Consider the following 3,257-nt stretch of genomic DNA (forward strand, 5'->3'; position numbering starts at 1 on the left):
TCAGCTCATCGGGGAACAGCTTCGGCGCCTTCGGGTTCTTGCTCTTCTTGGTCACGGTTGCATCGGTCATAGACGTTATTTCCGTTATCGTCTCATGACCTCGGCACACGAAAAAACTGACAGGCTCATGTAAGCGTCACACCGTCAGATCACCTTGACCTCGAAGCAAATTCTCGACACTGAGATCCTCATCCAGTTCATCCCAATGCAGCCCCTGTCCGAAACGCGAGATACGTACACGGGCGCGCTGATCGGCAGATGCCGACTCAAGCACCGGAAACCAGGATAACGGGACACGTAGTTCTCGGCCATCCGCCAGCGTGACGACGAAGCTCCTGTCATCATACGCAACTGCCGTCGCGGAAGAAGTCATTACGGGTCTGCCCAATGAGCCTTTATGCTCGGTCACCATTTCACGTCGTGCCTCGTGTGCCTGCTGCCTGACTGACGACTTCGCGAAACATCAGACTATTTCCCATAAGTTCGACGTTCCGTTGGCCTAAACCCATCGCTTTATGATACGTGCCACGCCTACGACGTGCGACTGGCTTGCCGTATTGGCCGTGTAAATCGCGAAATCGCAAATTACACGGCCAATCGTTAAAAATCAATGGGTTAGGGTGATTTTCTGCGATCGGACGGGATGTGGTCTGCACCGCATTTGAGCCGTTGACGGGCCTGCATGTCATCGAATGAGCATTCGATGGGGTGAACGATGGGTGATGGCCAGCACCTCGCGAACTTACTGGAAACAGAACCAAGCGTTCCCGAGCATGGCTTTGTGATGTCGTCGGCCTAACGAGCACGAGGCGCGTATTCGCGATGGTCAACCGACTGGTTGAGGCCGGCTTCCTAGAGCGTGTGGAGGGCCGGATTGCCCCCACGCGTCGCTTCTTCGCCCGCCCCGTCATCGGGTCAGTACGGACCGGGTTGCTGCAGCCTGAAGGTCGGGAGTAGCCGGAGCTCCTGACCATTGGCGACTATTTGGTCGACGACCCGAACCGCACAGTCATTTGTCGCGTACGAGGAGAATCGATGCGGGAGGCAGGTCTGCTCGACGGCGACCTCGTAGTGGTCTAAAAGAACCGCCCGACAAAGCCTGGTGACATTGTTGTCGCGGTGGTGGACGACGAAATGGCCGTCAAGACCTTGCGAATCGGCAGGAGCGGTGTCATCTGGTCTCGAGCCTGCCAATCCGGACTTCCAGCCCGTCCCTCCCAAGGGCTCGCTGGGCAGGCCTAGCCCGGCTTTCCCCGTTCTTCGAGAAAGCGCGCCTGCAAGGCGCGGTGGCCCAGTTCGTACCAACGAAAAAGGGAGTCACTGCCAGGAAGTCGTAGCCCGTAAACCCACGACATAGAACTAGTTTGTCTGCACTTGTTCGCTTGACCCGAGACGGCTCCGAATCCGCCGTTCTTCGGGGCTTAGCGCGGCGTCTGGATTTTTTTTCAGGTATGCCTCTCTGAGACCGCACCTGTCTATGTGCGTCGTACGGTCGAGCAGACTCGTGAGCAGCGATGGTTTTATCCGAGTACCATTCGGTAGCTCGATGGGAAGGCGGGAGGCAAAGACGTCCTGCTTCCATTCACCATCATCGATGGTAATCGACAGTCTGTGCTTATGCGGGGTTTGCGCAACCTGATGAAGGGCCGTGAAATGGTCGAAACGGTGTGAAACGAAGATATTTTTTTTGTCGAACACGTATAGCACAGGGACGGAGCGTCGGAATCCAAACATGATTGGCCACAGGTGGTGGTAGTCGCACCAGAATGCACGGCTTACTGCGAGCTCGAGTCGAACGTGTCCGGTGCCCGCATGCGTCGAAAAGAAGCACTCGAGCGCTGTCTCGCTCGCGAGAGCGTTTTCAACTTGCAGCCAAGGCTCGGGAAGGCGAACGACGAGGGTCCGCCGCTCATCGGTCAGCCCACGCAAGTTCGAGGGAAGTTCGTCGGAATCTATCACGTAGCAGGTACTAAAACTATTTGAGTCTCTGCGAATAGAATCGATGACTGCATTCGACTCGTTAGAAAGGTGAGGCTCATTGAAGTTTGGCCCCTCGTACAGGCCCCGACGTTTGACCATGTTCCAGATGCGCGTCGTCCACGCGGATACCTCTGATTCATCCATTCCGTGAGCCCGTACGACCTGCGCGATGAGGCGGTCGGCTGCATCTTCATCGCGTGCGCGGAGCAGAAGTGTTCGAAGCGGATAGCTCAGGCCGTTCCACACGCGTTCCACCCGTCGCATTTGGCACACATACGCCCAAAGGCTCCCAAAATACTCGGACACCAGTTCGGTCTCCAGAATCTCGCGAGCGACTTCGGGCATATCAGTTTGCAGCCAGTCGCCCAAAACAGAGGTGTAAATCCTGGACCAGAATTGAGAATCGCTGCCGCTATCGCATAGCGTCAGTTCGTGTCGAGCATGGTTCAGCGCTTCAGAAAGGACGGGGGATAGTTGGGGGTCAAGCGCGTCTGAGGCGTGCAGGTCCGGAGCGGTCAGTGCATTCCGTTGACGAGCTTCAGAAAGCCAGTTTCGGACGATGGAATGAGTTTGAGATGACGAGTCGGTGTCCCCGCTTCGCTGCATCACGCGGACGAGAGCACGCTCGATACTGTCGCGCGCGGCGAGGTCGTCGCACGCCCAATCTCCGCTCCGGAGAGCGTAAAGCATGTCCTCTGGGGTTAGATAACCGGAATCCTCGCCGAGAATGCCACATTCTTCGCACGCGGCGAAGAATGTACGGAGCCTTATCGACTCGGCGACGGGTCGTAGAGAACCGTATAGGCGCAAAAGGTTGATAAGGTCGTCCAGTTCGCCATTGTCGCGAAGCGGAACGATGAGGCCGGGCTTTAGTCGTTCGACCGCCCAAACGACGACCTCTGGAACATAAATGAGACCATCCGGGGCGGAGGATTCTTCCATTTTGGCAACGAGGCGAATGGCATAGTAAAAGGCCCGGTCGACTTGATTCAGTGTTGCATCAGCTTGATGTGCTTTCATCTAGGAAAAGTAGGTGTGTCTAGAACTCAATCTATAGATACGGGTTTTATTTGCAGTCGGGCATCAATTTTGGCCGGCAGGGGAAGCGTGCATTGAGAGGACGAAATCTCCTTAAGGTGAATCCCCGCACCTAGTACAACATCCCGTAAATAGATTGAATAAATAACTGCCTCGGTTATCATGTCTGGATGAGCCGAGGCCGACATGCAACGCCAGTGAAGCTGGCGAATAAAGAACGACAGGAACTGCGATCGCTG

The 3,257-nt window shown here is 55.8% G+C and carries 4 protein-coding genes; 1 reads left to right on the forward strand and 3 read right to left on the reverse strand.

The features are described 5' to 3' along the window. Positions 1 to 136: 136 nt before the first annotated feature. Positions 137 to 412: a DUF2442 domain-containing protein gene (locus tag DID96_RS37380; protein ID WP_260464173.1), complete on the reverse strand. Its 276-nt coding sequence runs from the start codon at positions 410 to 412 to the stop codon at positions 137 to 139. 572 nt (positions 413 to 984) lie between these two features. Between DID96_RS37380 and DID96_RS39335 the strand changes: the two genes are divergently transcribed. Then, complete coding sequence (locus tag DID96_RS39335) at positions 985 to 1,080, forward strand: S24 family peptidase (protein ID WP_260464174.1); 96 nt, start codon at positions 985 to 987, stop codon at positions 1,078 to 1,080. Positions 1,081 to 1,359: 279 nt separating this feature from the next. Here DID96_RS39335 and DID96_RS37390 read toward each other — a convergent pair whose 3' ends face one another. Both DID96_RS37390 and DID96_RS38730 read right to left on the reverse strand, forming a co-directional pair. Continuing rightward, positions 1,360 to 3,000 (reverse strand): hypothetical protein, encoded by a 1,641-nt coding sequence (locus tag DID96_RS37390; RefSeq protein WP_124604301.1) that lies wholly within the window; start codon positions 2,998 to 3,000, stop codon positions 1,360 to 1,362. A gap of 26 nt (positions 3,001 to 3,026) precedes the next feature. Further along, positions 3,027 to 3,257: hypothetical protein (locus tag DID96_RS38730; RefSeq protein ID WP_221624641.1), on the reverse strand; the 231-nt coding region annotated here is incomplete at its 5' end.

Source organism: Burkholderia sp. Bp8963 (assembly GCF_003854275.1).
GTDB lineage: Bacteria > Pseudomonadota > Gammaproteobacteria > Burkholderiales > Burkholderiaceae > Burkholderia.

Excerpts from the sequence above, each read along its gene's own strand:
- DID96_RS37380 (WP_260464173.1), bottom strand. The coding sequence starts at position 412 with ATGGTGACCGAGCATAAAGGCTCATTGGGCAGACCCGTAATGACTTCT.
- DID96_RS37390 (WP_124604301.1), bottom strand. The coding sequence starts at position 3,000 with ATGAAAGCACATCAAGCTGATGCAACACTGAATCAAGTCGACCGGGCC.